Source organism: Sphingobium mellinum, from assembly GCF_037860795.1.
In the GTDB taxonomy this organism is placed as follows: domain Bacteria; phylum Pseudomonadota; class Alphaproteobacteria; order Sphingomonadales; family Sphingomonadaceae; genus Sphingobium; species Sphingobium mellinum.
Genome location: NZ_JBANRK010000016.1, coordinates 1 through 13,887, shown reverse-complemented (window position 1 = coordinate 13,887; position 13,887 = coordinate 1). Strand labels below are relative to the sequence as shown.

Here is a 13,887-nt window from a genome sequence, read left to right as displayed (position 1 = left end):
CATGATCGTCGTCGAGAGGATCGACCCGCAGGGCGGCACCGCCCATCGCATCAGCATTCGCGGACACGAGCTGATCGCGGACATGAGCGCGCCGGATGGGCATGATGAGGGTCCCGATCCGCACGATCTGTATGATTCGGCGCTGGGCGCGTGCAAGGCGATGACCATGCTCTGGTATGCCCAGCGCAACCACATTCCGGTCGAGGGCATCCATGTTGGTGTCATCCGCGACGACAGCAAGGAACGCCAGGGCGTCTACAGGCTGACGACGCGCATCGCGCTCACAGGACCGTTGACAGACGAGCAGCATGACAGGCTGATCAGCGTCGCCGCCAAATGCCCCGTCCACAAGCTGATGAGCGAGGTCGAGACGCAGATCGAGACAGTCGGGGTGCCGCGCGTCGGCGAGGCCGAGCGACCATGACGGCGACCGCGCGCCCCGTCCCCGAGGAAGGTCGCCCGCAGCTGGAAGGCGCCTTCAACCTGCGCGACTTCGGTGGCTATGCGACCAGCGACGGGCGGCATGTGCGCCGGGGCGTGCTCTATCGATCCGGCACCATGGCGCTGCTGACTGAGGCGGATGCGGACCATCTGCGCGCGCTTGGCATCCGCGCAATCTGCGATTTCCGGCGAGCCAACGAACGCGCGGCCGAACCGACCGCCTGGCATGGAGCGGAGGTGGATTATTTCTGCCGGGATTATGGCGAATCAAGCGGGATATTGAGCGAGCTCATGAGGCGCGACGACGTCGCGCCGGAGGACATGCGCCATGCCATGATCTCGACCTACCGCGCCATCCCGGTGGACCATGCGGAATCCTATCGCGCCATGTTCCGCCAGATCGCGAGCGGGCGGGTCCCCATCCTCATCAACTGTTCGGCGGGCAAGGACCGTACCGGCGTGGGCGCGGCGTTGATCCTGACGGCGCTCGGCGTGCCGCGCGACACGATCGTACAGGATTATCTGCTTACCAACAGCCTTGCGGACTGGGACTGGTTGCTGGCGCAGCGAAACACGCTGGTCGCGCGGTCACGGGTTGCGCTGGGCGCGGCGATAGAGCCGCTGTTGCGGGTGGATACCGATTATCTCGACGCGATGTTCCACACGCTGGACGAAAGCCATGGCGGCATCGAGGGCTATCTGCGCGATGCGCTGGGCGTGGACGAGACGGTGCGCGAGACGCTTCGCAGGACGCTGGTGGACTGATGGCCGAGCGGTCGGCCCTCGACGCCTTCAAGGACGTGCTGTCCGGCGCGGCCCGATCGATCGCGCGCGATGCGGAAGTCGAGGTGGGTTTTACCGCCGATGCGCCGCACATGGCGGGCAAGGCGATCAAGGTGCCGACACCGGGCCGCAACCTGCCCCCGGACCAGGTGGGACTGGCGCGGGGCTTTGCCGATGCCAACGCGCTGAGACTGCGCCATCATAGTGCGAAGCTGCACAATGCCGCCGCGCCGGCCGACGCGACTGCGCGCGCTGTCTATGACGCCGTGGAGCAGGCGCGGGTGGAGGCGATCGGCGCGCGGGCGATGGAGGGGGTGCGCGCGAACCTCAACCATGCGCTCGACCTTCGGCTGAAGTCGGATCCACTGCGCCGGGCCCGATCGGCCGATGAGGTGCCGCTGTCGACGGCGCTGGCGCTCAAGGTACGCGAACGGCTGACCGGGCAGCCCGTACCCAAGGACGCAGCGGCGGGCATGGCGATGATCGACGCGTGGATCGAGGAAAAGGCTGGTGCCGATCTCGATGCGCTGGGCCTCGCCATCGACGATCAGCGCGCTTTCCAGAAGCTGGCGCAGTCGATGCTGGAGCATTTGCAGCTGGTCGACAGCGAAGCGCCGCCCGAAACCGACGAGGACGAGGCGCAGGACGAAGGCGAGGACGAAGAGCAACAGCAGGAAGAGGGCGACTCCGGCGAGGAGGAGACCGGCGACAGCGACATGAACGCCGAGGCGCGGGCCGAGGACAAGGGCGGCGAGACCGAGGAAGGCGAGACCGACTATAGCGACGATTTCGACGCCGACAGCGAAGGCGGCGCCGATGATATGGGCGAGGAAGGCATGATGCCAGTCCGCCCCAATCGCCCGATGTCGGACCTGCCCCCCGGCTTCGACTACAAGCCCTATACACTGCTGCATGACGAGGTCGTCACCGCCGGGGACCTGTGCGACGAGGATGAGCTGAACCGGCTGCGCGGCTTCCTCGACCAGCAGCTGACCAGCCTGCAGGGCGCGGTCACCAAGCTCGCCAACCGGCTGCAGCGGCGGTTGATGGCGCAGCAGTCGCGCAGCTGGGACTTCGACCAGGAAGAAGGGCTGCTGGACGCGGCGCGGCTGGCGCGCATCGTCATCGATCCGACCCGGTCGCTCAGCTACAAGATCGAGCGCGATACCGAGTTCCGCGATACGGTGGTCACGCTGCTGATCGACAATTCGGGGTCGATGCGCGGGCGGCCGATCAGCATCGCCGCGATCAGCGCCGACATCCTGGCGCGGACGCTGGAGCGCTGCGGCGTCAAGACGGAGATATTGGGCTTTACCACCCGCGCGTGGAAGGGCGGGCAGAGCCGCGAGGACTGGCTGGCCGCCGGGCGGCCGCCGATGCCGGGGCGGCTCAATGACCTGCGCCACATCATCTACAAGAAGGCGGACGAGCCCTGGCGCCGGGCGCGGCGGAACCTGGGCCTGATGATGCGCGAGGGCTTGCTGAAGGAAAATATCGACGGCGAGGCGCTGCTGTGGGCGCATAATCGCCTGATCGCACGCAACGAGGAACGCCGCATCCTGATGGTGATTTCCGACGGCGCGCCGGTCGATGATTCGACCCTGTCGGTCAATAGCGGGACCTATCTGGAGCGGCATCTACGGCAGGTCATCGAATGGATCGAAAGTCGGTCGCCAGTGCAGCTGGTAGCGATCGGCATCGGTCATGACGTCACCCGCTATTACAGGCGCGCGGTCACGATCATGGATGCCGAACAGTTGGGCGGTACGATGGTGGAGCAGCTGGCAGGCCTGTTCGACGACGACTGACGAGCGCGGTTCGTCGCCCCTTCCCTTGAAAAGAGCGGCTCGCCTCTCGATCTCGGCAGCCGGGCACGTGGCCTTTGGCGCAGGAGACAAGATAATGAGCGTCGCCTTCCGTCGCGAGAGCGATGAAGAACATCTGGAGCCCAGCTTCGAGCTTCCGCTGCCCCCCGGCCCGAATTGGGTGACGGCGCGCGGCCTGCGGCTGACGCGCGAACGGGTGGCCGCGCTGGAAGCGGTCGATACGGCCGCCATGACCGAGGATGAGGCGAAGAAGCTCAAGCGCGAACTGCGCTACTGGCGCACCCGGCTGGCGACCGCGCAGCTGCGGCCGCGGCCGGACGGCGGCGCCGTCGGCTTTGGCACACGGGTGGGCTACAGGCTGAACGGCAAGGCCCGGCAGGTCGATATCGTCGGCGATGACGAGGCCGATCCCAATGCCGGCCGGGTCAGCTTTTCCTCACCACTCGCCCGCGCCATGATGGATGCGGAGAAGGGCGATCATGTCGACTTCAACGGACGCGCCGACGCGATCGAGATCATGACGATCGGCGTGATCGACGAAGACTGACCCCGGTTTTTCGTCCGCGCGGAGACGCGGCAAGCGACTCCGCGCGGAGTGAGTGGATCAGCTGTTGCGGCTGGCTTCGAACAGGAACCAGGCGCGTTCCTCGGCCTGGTCGGTCCAGTCGTCGACAATGCCCTCGGTCGCGTTGTCGCCTGCCTCGGTGGCAGCGGCCTTGGCGGCGCGCAGCGATTCGACCAGCCTCAGATTGTCTTCGCGCAGTTCGTTCAGCATGTCCGCCGGCCCGACATAATCGGCGTCATTATCCTTTAGCGACTGCCGCCGCGCGATGTCGCCGATCGACCGCAGCGTAGTATTTCCCGTCTTGCGAACCCGCTCGGCGATGGCGTCGGTGACAGCCAGGATCTGCGCCGCCTGCTCGTCGAACATCAGATGATAGTCGCGAAAATGCGGGCCAGAGACGTGCCAGTGGAAATTCTTGGTCTTGAAATACAGCGCGTAGCTGTCGGCCAGCACGCCGTTCAGCGCCTCTGCGACGGATTTGGTCGCGTTGCTGCGCAAGTCGGTCGGAGTCTTGAGATCGGGGGCTGTCATGCTTTGCTCCTGCCTGGATAGTTTCGGACATATAATGATCCGATGGCCATAAGGTGCCACGGATGACGCGGAATTTCGCGCCGAAATCCTCGTTAAGTCTGATGAAGGCGGTCGATCAGGCGAGGCCGAGCGCCGTGACGCCGAGCCTGAGCGCGATGAGCAGCATCAGCACGCCAGCCACGCGGCGCACGGCGCGGACGGCGGCGTGGCGCACCAGCGCCTCGCGCAGCAAAATGGCGGGGACCAGCGCCGCCATCATGCCGATGGCGCCGCCCGCCGCCGCCATGACCGGATCGGCAGTGCGAGTGGCGATTCCCAGGATCAGGAATTGCGACCCCTCTCCGAAGCCGAGGATGAAAAGGCCGAGCGCCGCGGTGACGAAGGGGCCGGTGGGCCAGTCGGCCAGCGGATCGGGCGCCTTGACCCGCCAGAGCATCGCGACGCCCAGGAACAGGACGGCGAGCGCCAGGAACAGCAGCCGGGCGTCGGACCCGAGCATGGGGATAATGAAGGCCGCCGTCGCCGCAGCGATTGTTGCGTTGGCGAGCACGGCTGCGGCAGCGCCGGCGATGACAGCACGGGGTCGGCCGAATCGGGCGGCGAGCGCGGCCAGCAGCAACTGGCCCTTGTCCCCCATTTCGCCCAGGAAGCAGCCGAGCAGGGCCGTCAGCAATGCGTCCATGGGCAGCGGTCAGGCGTCAGAAGGCCAGCGGCGTTCCGGCGATCGCCGCCGGCTTTACCACGATGGGCATGGGAATGATCTGCCCGTCCGGGAGTTCGGCCGCGATCGCATCGCGCATCAGGTCGAGATAGGATAATATCACTGGCCCCATTCCCTGCAGCGACAGTGCCGACTGAAGGGTTCCGGCGAGGCTTTCCACGCTGTCGATGTGATAGGCGCGCGCGACATGCCGGATCTGGTCGACCTCATCCCGTAATCGGGCCAGGGTCAAATGGCTTCGCTCGCCCGCCAGGCCCTCTACACGGTCCAGCAAATCTGCAAGAATGGCCAGCATCGGATCATGTCGCATGGGAATTCTCCCCCGTCCTGTCGCTCCGATCCCAGCATGGGCCGGGGCAGGTTAAGGCCGCGTAAACTCTAGCACGAGACGGCAAGATCCGCCACGCGCGTCTTGACATCATCCCGAATCTCCCTCATGGGCGACGGCTGAAACGGGGCGGCCCTTTTTCGCGAGAATTGGGGGGCCGCTTTTCTTTTTCACGAAATTCACGACCAGGAACCAGGGCCATGGCCAAGCCAGCAACCGTCAAGATTCGCCTCGTCAGCTCGGCTGACACCGGCTTCTTCTATGTCACCAAGAAGAATCCGCGCACCAAGACCGAGAAGCTGAGCTTCCGCAAATATGATCCGGTCGTGCGCAAGCATGTCGAGTTCAAGGAAGCCAAGATCAAGTAAGCGGCAGGCGGCGTTTGCCGCCCGCTGCCTTTGGCTGAACGAAGAGGCCCGTCCCCTTGGGAGCGGGCCTTTGTTTGTGGCTGAAACAATCCCGCCAACTGCTGGCCGCCAGCCGCCAGCCGCAACGCTGAAGACCGAGTGATCCTGGGCCGGCGCCAATGGAACCAGACCGGCATGTTTACAGCAAGGCGTTCACCTGCTCGACGAAACGGAGCACTGAGATCGGCTTCGAAACATAGGCCTGCGCGCCGGCTTCGCGGATGCGCTCCTCATCGCCCTTGCCGGCATAGGCGGTCACGGCCATGATGGGCACGCTGAACAGGCGCGGGTCGCGCTTTAGCGAAATGATGAGATCAAGGCCGCTGACATGCGGCAGGTGAATGTCCGTGATTACAAGGTCAGGGCGAAAGTCCAGTGCCTGGGCAACCACGTCCCGCCCGTCACGCAGAGGCAGCACTTCATGGCCATGTGCGCGCAGCAGATCGCAAAAAAGTTTGAGATTGAGTTCGTTGTCCTCGACAACGAGCACGCGCTTTGCCACCAATCACCCGCGTTCCAGATACGCACAAGTGCGCCATTAAGCCCGCCACCGCCCGAGAATCAATCATGCGTTCGCAACACCCCGATAGCAAGCAGGATAGGCCAGGCGTGACGGCGGAGCCTTTCACACTCGCGCTGCTGGCGCTTGCCTGGACGTTGGAGGATGAACGGCGGGCGGACCGGCTGCTGGCGCTGACCGGGCTCGACGCCGACGCGCTGCGGTCAGGGGTCGACAATCCGGCTGTGCTGGGCGCGGTGCTGGATTTCCTGGCCGACCATGAACCCGACCTCATCGCCTGCGCCCAGGCCATTGAGGCAGCGCCCGACGAGCTGATGGCCGCAAAGGACCTGCTTCGCCGATGAGTCGTCCCCTGATTGTCACCGACTGCGATGAGGTGCTGCTGCACATGGTCGTGCCTTTTCGGGAATGGCTGGACGAGCATCATGACGTCCATTTCGACATGCGCGAGCGCGGATTTGCCGAGGCGCTGCGGCACAAGGACAGCGGCGTCCCGGTCGAACGCGCACTTGTGTGGAAATTGCTGATCGGGTTTTTCGACACGGAAATGCATCGGCAGATGCCGATCACCGGCGCGATCGAGACGTTGGGGCGGCTGTCGTCGATCGCCGACGTCGTCGTGCTGACCAATATCGGGGAACAGCATCATGCCCTGCGCGTCGAGCAGCTGGCGACCCATGGGCTGCATCATCCGGTGCATTGGAACCAGGGCCCCAAGGGGGCACGGCTCGCGGACATCCTGGCCGAACACCAGCCTTCCGTCGCGCTCTTCATCGACGATCTGGCCGAACATCATCAATCGGTCGCCGATGCCGCGCCCGGCGTCTGGCGGCTGCACATGGTCGGCGAGCCGGAGATCGCCGCCGACATTCCGGCCGCGCCCTTCGCCCATGCCCGGATCGACGATTGGGCAACGGCCGAACGCTGGATCGCGGCGCGGATCGCCGATGGTCCGGCACCCCACATGATTCCCGATCCCCATGGAGTCCCTGTATGAGTGTTGAAGCCCGTCTTGCCGAAATCGGCATCACCCTGCCCGAAGCGGCCGCGCCGGTCGCCGCCTATGTCGCCGCCGTCGAGGCCAATGGCCTGTTGCATATTTCCGGCCAGATTTCCCTATCCGACGGGCAGTTGATGACGGGCCGGCTGGGCGAGGACCGCGACCTCGATTATGGCGTCAAGGCGGCGCGGGCCTGCGGCCTCAACCTCATCGCGCAGATGAAGGCGGCGCTCGGTAACCTCGATCGGGTCCAACGGATCGTCAAGCTGGGCGCCTTCATCAGCAGCGCGCCCGGCTTCACCGACCAGCCCAAGGTTGCCAACGGCGCGTCCGAATTGATGGTCGAAGTATTCGGCGACGCGGGCAAACATGCCCGTAGCGCGGTGGGCGTGCCCGTCCTGCCGCTGGGGGCTGTGGTCGAAATCGATGCGGTCGTCCTTGTCCGCCCGGCGGCCTGAACAAACATCCTTCCTGACCGACCGGCCCTTCGCCCATCGCGGGCTGCATGGAGCCGGCGTCAGCGAAAATGGCATGGCGGCGTTTCGCGCTGCCGTGGCGCAAGGCTTCGGCATCGAATGCGATGTGCGCGTGAGCCTGGATGGCGTGGCGATGGTCTTTCACGACGACGCGCTGGCGCGCATGGCGGGGGTCGAGGGCCGACTGGCGGATTTCACGGCGGAGGCGCTGGAGCAGCTGGCGCTGCCAGACCGGGGTAGACTGCCCCGGCTGGATGCCTTGCTGGACCTGGTGGGACCGGCCGTTCCGCTGCTGATCGAACTCAAGGTCATCGGGCGTCATGTGGCCCCGCTCTGCGCGGCGGTGGCGCGTGATCTGGATCGGCATCCCGGCGCCAAGGCGGCCGTCATGTCGTTCAACCCCGTCGCAATACGCTGGTTCGCGCGCCATCGGCCCAGGACTGTCCGCGGCCTAGTGGTGACGGAACAGGATGAGTCAGGCTTGCGCGGCGCAGCCCGCCGGACCCTTGCGCTTTGGATCGCGAGGCCCGATTTTGTGGCCTGTGATATTCGCGACCTGCCATCCTCGCTCTCCAATGGCGCCCGGCGTCGAGGGCTGCCGGTGCTGACCTGGACCGTGCGCAGCGACGCCGATCATGTTCGGGCGGCGTCCCATGCCGACCAGATCATCTTCGAGCGGCCACATGGCTGAGTGCATCGCCCGAATAGCCCAAGGCGTGGCGGATTTGCCGCGTGCGGAATGGGATGCCTGCGCGGGTATCGCCAATCCTTTCGTCAGCTGGGACTTTCTGAGCGCGCTGGAACGATCGGGAAGCGTAGGCGAAGGCACCGGGTGGCAGCCCCTGCCGCTGCTGATCGACGGTGCCGACGGCCGGATCGCTGCGGCGGCCCCGCTGTATGGCAAGACGCACAGCCAGGGCGAATATGTGTTCGACCATGGCTGGGCCGATGCCTGGGAACGGGCAGGCGGTCATTATTATCCCAAAATCCAGCTCGCCTCTCCCTTTTCCCCCGTGCCGGGTCCAAGGCTGCTGCTTCGCGACGAAGCGCTTGCCCCGGCCCTGATCGCGGGGATCGAGACGCTGGTCCGGCAGAATGACCTGTCGTCCGCCCACGCAACGTTCATCGATCCCGCGCAGGTGTCGCTGTTTGAGACGGCCGGCTGGCTGATCCGCGAAGACAGCCAGTTCCACTGGACCAATCGCGGCTATCGCGACTTTGCCGACTTCCTCGGCAGCCTTTCCAGCGCCAAGCGCAAGAATATCCGCAAGGAACGCGAACGGGCGGTCGAAGGGCTGGAGATTGTCCATCTGACCGGTAGCGCGCTCAAGGAAGAGCATTGGGATGCGTTCTGGCGTTTCTATCAGGATACAGGCTCCCGCAAATGGGGCCGCCCCTATCTCACGCGGGCCTTCTTCTCGATGCTGGGCGAAAGCATGGCCGACCGGGTGCTGCTGGTGCTGGCGCTAAGGCGGGGGCGGCCGATCGCCGGCGCCCTCAACCTGATCGGGACCGACGCCCTGTATGGGCGTTATTGGGGCTGCACCGAGGACGTGCCCCATCTTCATTTCGAGCTGTGCTATTATCAGGCGATCGATGCCGCCATCGCGCGCGGCCTACACCGGGTCGAGGCGGGCGCGCAAGGTGGGCATAAGCTGGCGCGCGGCTATACGCCCGAACCGACCTATTCAGCGCATTTCATCCCCGATGCCAGCTTCCGGCGGGCTGTGGCGGATTTCCTGGGAGCCGAGCGGGCCGGTGTGCAACGCGATCGCGCCTGGCTGGCCGAACGCGCGCCTTTCCGGCAGACGGAATAAGGATCAGGCGGCGCGGGATTGCGTCGCGGCTATCCAGGAGCGGGCCTGACGCTGCGCTTCGGCGATCTCACGCGCGGTCATTTCCTCGGCGATCTCCGCACGCATTGCCTGTCCTTCCCCGCTGCCGCGCAGGGCGGCCAGATTGAACCACTTATGCGCCTCGACAAGATCGACGGGCAGACCGCCAGTGCCGCAGCTATAGGCGACGCCCAGTTCGAAACAGGCCTCAGCCGATCCGCATGCGGCGCCCGAAAGGCGGCTCTCCATCAGGAACTGTGCGCTCTTAAGACTGTTCGCCATGACCCAATCCCCTTTTGGATTTCGACAGCTTGGTTTTCGACAAGCCGCACGCTGCACCGCCAGGCGATAAAAAATGGTTAACGCAGGTCGGTCTCTCTCGCGCAAAATATAGCTGATACGGGGATGGGCAGGGTTAATGCAGGAAAGCGCCGCGCCAAGGGGTAGTAAAAGCGCGGTTTCGGCGCCATAGCCCACACATGCCCTATCCCACTGCTCCGGCCCGGTCCGCTCTTGCGGCCAAGGACATCGGCTTCCGCGAATTCGTCATGCTGTGCGCATGCCTGATTGCGATGAACGCCCTGTCGATCGATCCGATGCTGCCCGCGCTGCCCGACATTGCCCGGGATCTCGCCATACCCCATCCGAATGACCGGCAATTGATCATCAGCAGCTATTTCATGGGCCTGGGCGTCGGATCGTTGCTGTTCGGCGTGCTGTCCGACCGCTTCGGCCGCAAGAAGGTGCTGGGCATCGCGATGGCGTTGTTCGTTCTTTCGACCATAGCCTGTGCCGCCGCGCAGAGCTTTGCCATAATGCTGGGCGCTCGGGCATGCGCGGGTTTTTGCGCGGGCGCGAGCCGTGTGATTTCGGTCAGCATCGTTCGCGACCGGTTCAAGGGCGACGCCATGGCCCGGGTCATGTCGCTGATTTTCGCGGTGTTCATGCTGATACCGGTGGTCGCGCCCAGTTTTGGCCAGATGATCCTGTGGATCGCGCCCTGGCGCTGGATCTTTTGGGTGCTTGTTATCCTGGCGACCGGCATCCTGCTGTGGATGATAGTCCGGCTGCCCGAGACGCTGTTGCCGCAGAACCGGCTGAAGATCGCGCCGCGAACCATCCTGCGGACCGTGGGGATGATCCTGACGACGCGGAGCTCGATTGGCTACATGCTCGCCAGCGGCATCATCATGAGCGGACTGATCGGATTCATCCTGTCGGTGCAGCAGATTTTCTTCGATGTTTTTCACGCGCGCGCGCTCTTTCCCTTCGCCTTCGCCGCCATGGCGGGCAGCATGGGGATCGGCAGTCTGGTCAACAGCCGCCTGATGTCGCGATTCGGCGCACGGCGCCTGAGCCAGGGGGCTCTGTTCGGCCTCATCCTGGTCAGTGCGACGCACCTCGTCGTGATCCGCACGGGTCATGAAAGCATCGGCACCTTCGTGCTGTTCCAAGCACTGACGATGCTCGCCGTTGCCTTTACAGGCGCCAATTTCAGCTCGATCTCAATGGAACCTTTCGCCCGAGGCGCCGGCGTCGCGTCCTCCTTCCAGACGTTCCTGACGACGGCGGTGTCGAGCGTGCTGGGCAGTATCGTTGGTCAAGCGTTCGACCGCACGACCCAGCCGCTGGCGCTGGGCATGTTGAGCTTCGGCTGCATAGCGTTGCTGATCGTTGCGTGGGCCGAGCGAGGCAAGCTCTTTACCCGCCCCGGCCATGATGCGCTGCGCGAGCCTGAACTCGACGTGGTTCATTGAACCGCACAGCCCGCGCAGCGTCTTGCCTTCAGGCGTCCCGGCCGCCCGGCGTATGCGCGCCTGGAAGCGGCGGGACCGGCTGCGGGGGGATGCCGACATCAAGTTCATGCGCTTCGACAAGACCGCGCCCGACATGGCTCATGCGATAGCCGTAGAGGAAGTAGAGCAGCAAACCCACCGCGCCCCAGATCGGCAGCACCAGCTGCGCATCGACCGGCAGGTTGAAGAACAGGAATATGCAGCCGATCGCCGCCAGCGGCGCTATGACCCAGACGGCCGGGGTTCTGAAGGGGCGGACCCGATGCGGATCCCTGACGCGCAGAACCATGATGGCGATCGACACCATGAAAAAGGCAAAGAGCGTGCCGGAGTTGGAGATGTCGGCCAGCTGGCCCACCGGAAGCAGCGCCGCGGCTATGGCGACAAAGACGCCGGTGACGATCGTGACAACATGCGGTGTCTTGAAACGCGGGTGGATCGAGGCGAGCTTTTCCGGCAGCAGGCCGTCGCGTGCCATGACGAAGAAGATGCGCGTCTGGCCGAACATCATCATCAGGATGACCGAGGGCAGCGCCAGGTTGGCCGCAAGACCCAGTGCATTGCCGACCACCGTCCAGTTGATCGACCGCAGCACATGGGCCAGTGCCTCGTTGGAACAGACCAGGTCGCGCGCGTGAGCGGCCATGGCGCAGGTGACGGCAAAGCCCTGCGATCCCGGCGCCACGACCGATCCGTCAGGCCCCCGCACGGGCTGCGCACCGATTGCCCCCACCGCTCCGGCCGCGACAAGCAGATAGAAGACCGTGCATATCGCGAGGCTGCCGATCAGGCCGATCGGCACGTTGCGTTGGGGATTCTTTGTTTCCTCGGCCGCTGTCGAAACGGCGTCGAAGCCGACATATGCGAAGAAGATGGAAGCCGCGGCGCCAACGACACCCATGCCGCTGGTGCCAGCCGGACCGAACCAGCCGTTGGGCGCGAAGGGCGAGAAGTTGCCGGTATCAAGAACCGGCAGGGTCAGCGCGATGAACGCGGTCAGGGCGGTCACCTTGATCGCCACCAGCACGGCATTGACCCGCGCGCTTTCGGTGGTGCCGATCACAAGCAGGGCGGTTACCGCAAGCGCGACGACTATGGCAGGTATGTTGATGACGCCGTGAGAAAAATCCGCGTGCGGGAGCACACCATTCATGGTCCAGACGGGACCCGCCGCCAGGGCAGGCGGCAATTCGAGCCCGGTTAGGCTTTTCATCAGTCCCATGAAATAGCCAGACCAGCCGACCGACACGGCACTGGCGGCAACGGCATATTCCAGGATCAGGGCCCAACCGACCATCCAGGCGAGCAGTTCACCAACGACGGCATAGGTATAGGTATAGGCGGAGCCGGATACCGGCACCATCGACGCGATTTCCGAATAACAGAGCGCGGCAAAGGCGCAGACCGCGCCGGCAATGACGAAGCTCCACATCATGCCGGGACCAGCCTTTTGCGCGGCAGCGGCGGTCAGCACGAAAATGCCGGTGCCGATGATTGCGCCGACGCCCAGAAGCGTCAACTGGATCGGCCCAAGCGTCCGGACGAGCGATTTCTTCTCTGCGGTGGCCAAAATGGCGTCCAGAGGCTTGATGCGCCCGAAAATCATGGATGGACCCCTTTATCTGCTATGTCTTTTGCTCGCGCGGCCGTGGACCGCCCGCCTATATGTCGGGGGAGACTATCGCCTAATGCGGCGCGCGCAAGTATGTTGCGTCACGCCGACACAGTTGTCCAAGGGAGCCTTTATGATCGAATTGCTGCGGGCGGCCAGCCTTGGCGACGTGCCGCATGGTTTTGCCGGGCGCCAAGGCGGCGTGTCGACAGGGCTATATGCCGGGCTTAATGTGGGTTTGGGGTCGGCCGATGATCCACATGCGGTGCGACGGAACCGCGATTTGGCGCGCGACGCGCTGCTGCCCGGCGCTGCATTGATAACGCTGCACCAGGTCCATTCGGCGGAAGTTGTGACGGTCACGAGTCCCATCACGGAGGATGCGAGGCCGTCTGCGGACGCGATGGTGACCGACCGGCCCGGCATCGTGCTCGGCATCCTGACGGCAGATTGCGTGCCGGTGCTGCTGACCGACCGCTCTGCGGGCGTCGTAGGCGCGGCGCATGCGGGCTGGAAGGGGGCCTTGGGCGGCGTTACCGACCGTACGGTCGAGGCGATGCTGTCACTCGGCGCGCGGCGCGAGAGCATCGGTGCGGCGATCGGACCATGTATTGCAAGGGCGAGCTATGAGGTGACGACCGACTTCGCCCGTCGCTTCGAGGACGACGATGCAGAGAATATGCGCTTCTTTTCGGCCGGGCGCGCGGGCCACCTGCAGTTCGATATCGCAGCCTATGTGGCCGCACGTTTGGCGGCTGCCGGGTTGAGGCAGGTCGAAATATTGGATGAGGACAGTTATTCGCAGCCGGACCGCTTCTACAGCTATCGCCGGTCCTGCCATCTGGGCGAGCCCGATTATGGTCGGCAGATCTCGATGATCGCGCCGGCATAAGGGTGCATGATCAGCGCCCCCATTTTTATGGACCGCGCGTGCGTGCGTGTGTGTTGAGTGATTGATTGTGGTTGTTGGGTACGCATCCGATAGCGGCCGCCTTGCGATAGGGGAGTATTCGCGGGAGTTAGCGGCAGTGCAAGCACCGTGGTTT

18 protein-coding genes are annotated in these 13,887 nt (G+C 64.7%); 12 read left to right on the top strand and 6 right to left on the bottom strand.

Annotated elements, in window-relative coordinates; genetic code table 11:
• Nucleotide 1: 1 nt before the first annotated feature.
• The 4 genes from AAC640_RS14530 (at nt 2) to AAC640_RS14515 (ending at nt 3,597) form a co-directional block, all read left to right on the top strand.
• On the top strand, nt 2-424 hold the full coding sequence (locus AAC640_RS14530) for an OsmC family protein (RefSeq protein WP_340267494.1): 423 nt from the start codon (nt 2-4) through the stop codon (nt 422-424).
• Nucleotides 421-1,206 carry a tyrosine-protein phosphatase gene (locus AAC640_RS14525; RefSeq protein ID WP_340267492.1) on the top strand — a complete coding sequence of 262 codons (786 nt, stop codon included), beginning with the start codon at nt 421-423 and terminating at the stop codon, nt 1,204-1,206. The genes AAC640_RS14530 and AAC640_RS14525 overlap by 4 nt, the downstream gene beginning before the upstream one ends.
• On the top strand, nt 1,206-3,032 hold the full coding sequence (gene cobT / locus AAC640_RS14520) for a cobaltochelatase subunit CobT (protein ID WP_340267490.1): 1,827 nt from the start codon (nt 1,206-1,208) through the stop codon (nt 3,030-3,032). The genes AAC640_RS14525 and cobT overlap by 1 nt, the downstream gene beginning before the upstream one ends.
• 94 nt (nt 3,033-3,126) lie before the next feature.
• Nucleotides 3,127-3,597 (top strand): GreA/GreB family elongation factor, encoded by a 471-nt coding sequence (locus tag AAC640_RS14515; protein WP_340267488.1) that lies wholly within the window; start codon nt 3,127-3,129, stop codon nt 3,595-3,597.
• A 57-nt stretch (nt 3,598-3,654) separates the two neighbouring features.
• Here AAC640_RS14515 and AAC640_RS14510 read toward each other — a convergent pair whose 3' ends face one another.
• From AAC640_RS14510 to AAC640_RS14500, 3 genes are all read right to left on the bottom strand, one after another.
• Nucleotides 3,655-4,146 carry a Dps family protein gene (locus AAC640_RS14510; protein ID WP_340267486.1) on the bottom strand — a complete coding sequence of 164 codons (492 nt, stop codon included), beginning with the start codon at nt 4,144-4,146 and terminating at the stop codon, nt 3,655-3,657.
• A gap of 115 nt (nt 4,147-4,261) precedes the next feature.
• Nucleotides 4,262-4,828: a TMEM165/GDT1 family protein gene (locus AAC640_RS14505; RefSeq protein ID WP_340267484.1), complete on the bottom strand. Its 567-nt coding sequence runs from the start codon at nt 4,826-4,828 to the stop codon at nt 4,262-4,264.
• A 16-nt stretch (nt 4,829-4,844) separates the two neighbouring features.
• Nucleotides 4,845-5,177: a hypothetical protein gene (locus tag AAC640_RS14500; RefSeq protein WP_340267482.1), complete on the bottom strand. Its 333-nt coding sequence runs from the start codon at nt 5,175-5,177 to the stop codon at nt 4,845-4,847.
• A gap of 218 nt (nt 5,178-5,395) precedes the next feature.
• Here AAC640_RS14500 and rpmG point away from each other — a divergent pair, with 218 nt between their 5' ends.
• Complete coding sequence (rpmG, locus tag AAC640_RS14495) at nt 5,396-5,563, top strand: 50S ribosomal protein L33 (RefSeq protein ID WP_007687342.1); 168 nt, start codon at nt 5,396-5,398, stop codon at nt 5,561-5,563.
• 178 nt (nt 5,564-5,741) lie between these two features.
• Here rpmG and AAC640_RS14490 read toward each other — a convergent pair whose 3' ends face one another.
• A complete protein-coding gene (locus tag AAC640_RS14490) occupies nt 5,742-6,104 on the bottom strand; it encodes a response regulator (RefSeq protein WP_340267480.1) in 363 nt (120 codons plus the stop codon).
• 65 nt (nt 6,105-6,169) lie between these two features.
• On the opposite strand from AAC640_RS14490, the gene AAC640_RS14485 reads away from it, so the two are divergent.
• The 5 genes from AAC640_RS14485 to AAC640_RS14465 are packed head-to-tail and all read left to right on the top strand — an operon-like array spanning nt 6,170 to nt 9,415.
• Complete coding sequence (locus tag AAC640_RS14485) at nt 6,170-6,466, top strand: DUF3572 family protein (RefSeq protein ID WP_340267478.1); 297 nt, start codon at nt 6,170-6,172, stop codon at nt 6,464-6,466.
• A complete protein-coding gene (locus AAC640_RS14480; protein ID WP_340267476.1) occupies nt 6,463-7,119 on the top strand; it encodes an HAD family hydrolase in 657 nt (218 codons plus the stop codon). The genes AAC640_RS14485 and AAC640_RS14480 overlap by 4 nt, the downstream gene beginning before the upstream one ends.
• The gene (locus AAC640_RS14475; RefSeq protein WP_340267474.1) at nt 7,116-7,580 is read left to right on the top strand and encodes a RidA family protein; all 465 of its coding nucleotides are present in this window, start codon (nt 7,116-7,118) and stop codon (nt 7,578-7,580) included. The genes AAC640_RS14480 and AAC640_RS14475 overlap by 4 nt, the downstream gene beginning before the upstream one ends.
• Nucleotides 7,561-8,289 carry a glycerophosphodiester phosphodiesterase family protein gene (locus tag AAC640_RS14470; protein ID WP_340267472.1) on the top strand — a complete coding sequence of 243 codons (729 nt, stop codon included), beginning with the start codon at nt 7,561-7,563 and terminating at the stop codon, nt 8,287-8,289. The genes AAC640_RS14475 and AAC640_RS14470 overlap by 20 nt, the downstream gene beginning before the upstream one ends.
• Entirely contained in the window at nt 8,282-9,415 is a 1,134-nt protein-coding gene (locus AAC640_RS14465; RefSeq protein ID WP_340267470.1) for a GNAT family N-acetyltransferase, read from the top strand. The genes AAC640_RS14470 and AAC640_RS14465 overlap by 8 nt, the downstream gene beginning before the upstream one ends.
• 3 nt (nt 9,416-9,418) lie before the next feature.
• Here the strand turns inward: AAC640_RS14465 and AAC640_RS14460 are convergent, their stop codons facing one another.
• The gene (locus AAC640_RS14460; protein ID WP_340267468.1) at nt 9,419-9,715 is read right to left on the bottom strand and encodes an SEL1-like repeat protein; all 297 of its coding nucleotides are present in this window, start codon (nt 9,713-9,715) and stop codon (nt 9,419-9,421) included.
• A gap of 197 nt (nt 9,716-9,912) precedes the next feature.
• Here AAC640_RS14460 and AAC640_RS14455 point away from each other — a divergent pair, with 197 nt between their 5' ends.
• Nucleotides 9,913-11,190: a multidrug effflux MFS transporter gene (locus tag AAC640_RS14455; RefSeq protein WP_340267466.1), complete on the top strand. Its 1,278-nt coding sequence runs from the start codon at nt 9,913-9,915 to the stop codon at nt 11,188-11,190.
• A 28-nt stretch (nt 11,191-11,218) separates the two neighbouring features.
• Here the strand turns inward: AAC640_RS14455 and AAC640_RS14450 are convergent, their stop codons facing one another.
• Nucleotides 11,219-12,835: an amino acid permease gene (locus AAC640_RS14450; RefSeq protein WP_340267464.1), complete on the bottom strand. Its 1,617-nt coding sequence runs from the start codon at nt 12,833-12,835 to the stop codon at nt 11,219-11,221.
• Nucleotides 12,836-12,974: 139 nt separating this feature from the next.
• Between AAC640_RS14450 and pgeF the strand changes: the two genes are divergently transcribed.
• Complete coding sequence (gene pgeF / locus AAC640_RS14445) at nt 12,975-13,733, top strand: peptidoglycan editing factor PgeF (RefSeq protein WP_340267462.1); 759 nt, start codon at nt 12,975-12,977, stop codon at nt 13,731-13,733.
• The last annotated feature ends 154 nt before the right edge of the window (nt 13,734-13,887 follow it).